This is a genomic window from Gammaproteobacteria bacterium (genome assembly GCA_003696665.1).
Taxonomy (GTDB): domain Bacteria; phylum Pseudomonadota; class Gammaproteobacteria; order Enterobacterales.
This window is the reverse complement of the sequence record RFGJ01000048.1, coordinates 1-5,043: the sequence shown is the minus strand read 5'-3', so window position 1 is coordinate 5,043 and position 5,043 is coordinate 1. Positions and strand designations below refer to the sequence as shown.

General features: G+C 50.3%; 5 protein-coding genes. 2 read left to right on the top strand and 3 right to left on the bottom strand.

What is annotated here, in order from left to right:
* Together D6694_01450 and D6694_01445 are read left to right on the top strand one after the other, a co-directional pair.
* Nucleotides 1–316: coproporphyrinogen III oxidase (locus D6694_01450; GenBank protein RMH47801.1), on the top strand; the 316-nt coding region annotated here is incomplete at its 5' end.
* 64 nt (nt 317–380) lie between these two features.
* A complete protein-coding gene (locus tag D6694_01445) occupies nt 381–1,130 on the top strand; it encodes a fumarate/nitrate reduction transcriptional regulator Fnr (GenBank protein ID RMH47800.1) in 750 nt (249 codons plus the stop codon).
* 19 nt (nt 1,131–1,149) lie between these two features.
* Here D6694_01445 and D6694_01440 read toward each other — a convergent pair whose 3' ends face one another.
* From D6694_01440 to D6694_01430, 3 genes are all read right to left on the bottom strand, one after another.
* Entirely contained in the window at nt 1,150–3,132 is a 1,983-nt protein-coding gene (locus D6694_01440; GenBank protein RMH47799.1) for a pyridoxal-dependent decarboxylase, read from the bottom strand.
* A gap of 10 nt (nt 3,133–3,142) precedes the next feature.
* Nucleotides 3,143–4,069, bottom strand: coding sequence for a hypothetical protein (locus D6694_01435; protein RMH47798.1), 927 nt, complete (start codon nt 4,067–4,069; stop codon nt 3,143–3,145).
* Between the two features lie 88 nt (nt 4,070–4,157).
* Complete coding sequence (locus D6694_01430) at nt 4,158–4,952, bottom strand: DUF481 domain-containing protein (GenBank protein ID RMH47797.1); 795 nt, start codon at nt 4,950–4,952, stop codon at nt 4,158–4,160.
* Nucleotides 4,953–5,043: the final 91 nt, after the last annotated feature.

Below are 5,043 nucleotides of genomic sequence, written 5' to 3'. Positions count from 1 at the left end.
CCGTCTTCCGGTCTGGCGAGGCAAAGTCCTCACCCAGGATGACAAAATTCGCCGTGCCGCCATCATGCAATTGATCTGCCATTTTGAGCTTGACATGCACGCCTTTTCCGAAGCTCACAACATTGATTTTGAAACTTATTTTGATGATGCGCTGGCTCAACTCAAACAAATGGAGGTCGATGGACTGGTGACCATCAGTGACCACAGGATCAAAATCAACGATATTGGTCGTTTATTGGTACGTAATGTATGCATGCCGTTCGATAAATACCTGCAGCGCATGCGCGAACAAATCAGCTTTTCCAAGACCATTTGAAAGATTGGCCGACAAGGGATGAAGTTGTTATACTTCATCCACGCGTTATCAGTGTTCATCACCAATGCCCTATCGAGCTCAAACTGCCAGCCCAGACAACAAACACGCCGTCCGTTGTCAACAGTGCGCCATCCGCAAACTTTGTCTGCCTGTCATGCTGGCAGAATCTGAAATCGATCACTTGGAAACGATCATTGAACGTGGAGCAACCATCAAAAAAGGCCAACCATTGTTTCATGCGGGCGAACCGTTCGAGGCCATTTATGCCGTGCGGTCGGGAAGCTTTGTGTCAAGTGCGGTCAATGCAGAAGGCCAGGAGATGGTCACCGGTTTCTATCTGCCCGGAGAAATCATTGGGCTTGATGGGATTCACTCCAAAAAACACCCGACCACGGCCAAAGCATTAGAAACCAGCAGTGTCTGCGTTTTACCATTTGAACGGTTACAGGAAATCGCTGCCGTCATTCCCTCCCTGCAACGCCAATTATTTAACGTGATGAGCTCGGAGATCCAGAGCGAACACGAACTGATGATGTTGCTTGGCCGAAAAAGCGCCGACGAACGACTGGCGGCGTTTTTTATTAACCTGTCGCAGCGTTTCAAACGGCGTGGGTTGTCAGCCGAACGCTTCCGGCTCAGCATGACTCGGGGCCAGATCGGCCGCTATCTCGGGCTTGCGGTCGAAACGGTCAGCCGCCTGTTGACCAAGTTCTCTGAAGACGGCCTCATCCACGTTCAGGATAGGGAAATCGAAATACTCGATATGCCACGACTCTCGCAATTGGCCGGAACTAACTGCCATCACCCTGATTGATGACGTTAAGTTAGGGTGCTTAGGCTGTCGCAGCATTACCACACCTTGGCCACTCAGCAAGTAACGCATTGATTTGTTGTTCAAGGTAGTCGAAATAGAGATCGATGTAATTGACCTGAACGTCGTTTTCAATGAGCCACGGGCTCATCAAAGTGTGTCGCAAAATTAACAGACTCTCGGACATCACGTGCTTATCTTTCACTTCAGTGACAAAAGTCTCTCGCGACACCCCAAGCGCCATACATAATCGCGTCGCTTCTGAGTTCGACAAGTTTTTCCGATACAAACGGGTACTCGAACCAATAAACTGTAAGTTCTGAACTGGTTGGTTCCGTGTATAAGCCAGGCGTTCCAGCAAAGCGGTCATAAATTGGTTCATTTGTGCAGCCGAATGATTGCCAGTCGGGTTGATGGCCAAGGTCACCAGATTTGAGTCAGGCATGACCGGAACCACCACAGCGGCGCGTTGTTCCAGAGATTTTTTGAGGGAATCAACACGCTCAATAAAATATTCTACATTGTGGATGGAACGTGCCACCAATTTCCCCATACCCTCGGCATGCAAAGGCATCACCTTCTGGCTCACCCAAACGGCCGCCGCTGAAGCACCACTTTTACTGCCTTCTAAAATAAACTGACCGAGATTGGCAAAGCCTTCGGCCGCATCACCACTGAAGACGTAATCCGCTTTCTGTGACTGAATAAGGCTCAGCAGCCGGTTTCGGTAAATCACCCCGCCAACGGCGTAGGGCAAGTAACCAAGCTTGTGCGGATCAAGCGTCACCGAATCCACGTGCTTCAAGGCGACAAGCGCGTCATAAACTTCCGGAGACGGGAAGTTCTTAAATGCCTGACGCACATGCTCCCGCGCTTTAGTACCGCCATCGGCAGAGCGGATTATCGATGCCAAATACCCTCCCCACGCGGCATCCACATGGATGGGGAAGTACAGGCCTTGAGTCTGGCAAGACTGCTGAACTTCGACGATTTGGTCAATCGGATCAATGGTACCGAATTCAGTCGTGCCCAGCACACCAACCACGGCCAGGATGGGGGTTTGCATGGCACAGGCCTGTTGACAAATTCGCGACAAGGCGCCGGCATCCATTCGCATATGACGATCGACTGGCACTTCGACAAGTTGCTTTGCGCCCAACCCCAAGATTTTGGCTGCTTTTCGCCACGAATAGTGGGCGGTTGCCGGGACCAAAATCATTGGCGGTTTAATGGTCCAATAACGCTGGAAGAATGCCGCCAATCCCAAATGTTCCGGTAGATGTTCGGCAAGCCACTCTGTCTTGTCATGTCGTGTTTCTGGATCTTCACTCATCCATTGATGCCACAGCCATAGCACCTGATCGAGCGGGAGGTTAAATAACTCCCAATCATTGAGATCTGTCAGGCTCCGGCCGTCTGGAAGTGTGAAAACAAGGTCTCTTTGCCCCCCCACTTTTGCCATGGCGAGCCCCAGAAAACGTGCATGACGAATGTTCCAAAGAGCCTCAATATTCGCCACAGTACCGCCCGATGTCAGATGCCCCCAGGCCACCGGATAGCTGTCGGGGTCAACATTAAACCCCAACATGCGGGCAAAATTCTGGCCGGCCTCTAGCTCCATATCGATAGTGACCGAAGCCGACTCGGTGCACACATTGTTGGGGTTATACAAAGTAGTCACAATTTTCGCCACCAGTCCTGGCAGCAGGACATCGGAAGCCATGTGCCCCACATAACGTGGGTGAAAAAATGGCACGGTTCGCTTCAATCGTGCCGCCAACTCGTGCAGGGCCTGCCGGGTCCGAGCCTCAGTTTGCAGATAAGCCTCGGTGTACTGTGTCGTGGTGGCAATGGGCGGCTGATCATCTGGGTGGAAATTTCTTCGCCAGAAGACGTGCTCGTTGATATGCTCCCGTAACAGCTTTTCAAGCAGATCGTTGTTTTCAGCATATGCCCCTAAGAATAAAGGCGCCAGTTCATGCCAGTTTTGCTGTTTTCGGTTCATAGGAGGGGTCCTATGCCAATTCCACTAAGGCCCCGTGTCGCAACACCATCACATCGCAGTCAATGGCATCGATCACTCGTTCTGCGGTATTGCCCATCACCACAGCAGAAACACCGGTCCGCGCCACCGTCCCCACCAGCACCAGTGACGCCTGTATTTGGTTCGCCACATCCGCCAATACATCCTCCACTACCCCTTCTCGCACCCAAATTTGCGCGTATTCTAGTGGGTGTTTATCCAGCAAACTCATCACGCCCTGACGATACCCTTGCTCAATTTCTTCGCGCAGGGCTTCATAATTGACAACGCTGAATTCCGCGGGCACATCCATGGATGGTAGGGGATATGCCGCCACTACATGTATCGGGGCGCCTGTCAATTTCTGCCATTGCGCCGCTTCGTGAATTAATTGCCGGTTTAACTCTTGATGCACCTCATCCTCGCTGCCAATATCTAAAGCGACTATGACAGGTCGCGCATCGTAGTGATGGGCATCTTTCACGAACAGAACCGGCACTGCGCTGTGACGTATCAGATTCCACTCGGTCACAGAGGTCAGCAAATGTCCCCAGCGATGATGAGGACGCACAGCTTTCACAATGAGATCAACGTCTCCGTATTTGGCACATTTGCAAATCGCTTCTGCCGGGTTCGGATGCCACAGCACTTGTTTTTCTGCCTCAATACCACGGTGTTTTAAGCCAGTTACCAGCTCACTCAAGGCGGCTTCTTGCGCCGCAATCAACTGGTTGCGGATTTTCTCAACATTCTCATTTCCGAGAACACGTTTGACGCCAACAAAGCGATCGTAGACAACCTTGACCAAGTTCAGTTTGGCGCCTGTTTGTTTGGCCAACCATTCCGATTTCAAGAGCACACTTTGATGGTCATCACCGTCCACGACAACAACAATTTTTTTGATTGAGCTCATCCCCATCCCTCCACATGCGATGATGGGATGAAATATAAAACGGATGGCCTCTTGAAGCGTTGATATGCGTCAACAAAAGGGCTGTTTGTCGATTTTAGAAGGAGACGACTAAATTGATGGCTGTCACACGATCGATCGATTTCACGCCGGCAGGCGGCATACTGTTGTGACGAACGTCATACGACACTTTCAGCGCCAGTGTCGTGTTAATCTTGCTGCCAAAACCAAGACTCATCTGCGAAATTGCTTGCTCATTACCCCGGTCGTGAACACCAGCCCCCTCAAGATAAGCGGTATCGTTGAATTTATACTTAAAGCGCCCTGCGATATGCCAGATGCGTTCGGCTTCAGTCTCGCCGACTTCTGGCTCCGAGACCCGATAACCTGGTCCAAACTCTACCGAGGCCTGCCAGGCCTTTCCATGCTTAAAATCACGACCGTATCCAGCAAAAATTGACGACTGATAGTCAAATCCACTGAAATGGTCAACCTCATGGTTGACGGCAACAAAGGCATAACCCTGATGTTTGAACTTTCGATCGGCCTGTAAAAGCATTTGATAGCGATCTGCAGTTGTCTCGCCGCTGTCCTTTGTTTTTAGACTTTGCGCTGCCAATTTGGGTCGCCATAACAAGCCGTCTCTCGATAAGTTCAGTTTGGCTTGCAAGGTATCTGTGTTCGAGTTTCCGCGGGCATAGATGAGTCCCAATTCTGCACTACCTTCCCAGCCGGCATTTTCTTTGTCATCCGTGCTTTTCTGTTCGTCTTTCTGATACCAAAAATATTCCTTCGCCTTGGTAGAAAACGCAAATGATGAGGTCGACAAAACCAAAAAAATAACGAGACAAAAAAAACGAATCATTCGCCCTACCCAAGGACTGCAAACCATTCAATTAGGACAGCATCCTATACCAAATGCCTATAAAATTAAAACGAAAACAACAATCAATTTTGCTGACGTTCTGGGACTTTCCCAGAAT

Excerpts from the sequence above, each read along its gene's own strand:
- D6694_01430 (RMH47797.1), bottom strand. The coding sequence starts at position 4,952 with ATGGTTTGCAGTCCTTGGGTAGGGCGAATGATTCGTTTTTTTTGTCTC.
- D6694_01435 (RMH47798.1), bottom strand. The coding sequence starts at position 4,069 with ATGGGGATGAGCTCAATCAAAAAAATTGTTGTTGTCGTGGACGGTGAT.
- D6694_01440 (RMH47799.1), bottom strand. The coding sequence starts at position 3,132 with ATGAACCGAAAACAGCAAAACTGGCATGAACTGGCGCCTTTATTCTTA.
- D6694_01445 (RMH47800.1), top strand. The coding sequence starts at position 381 with ATGCCCTATCGAGCTCAAACTGCCAGCCCAGACAACAAACACGCCGTC.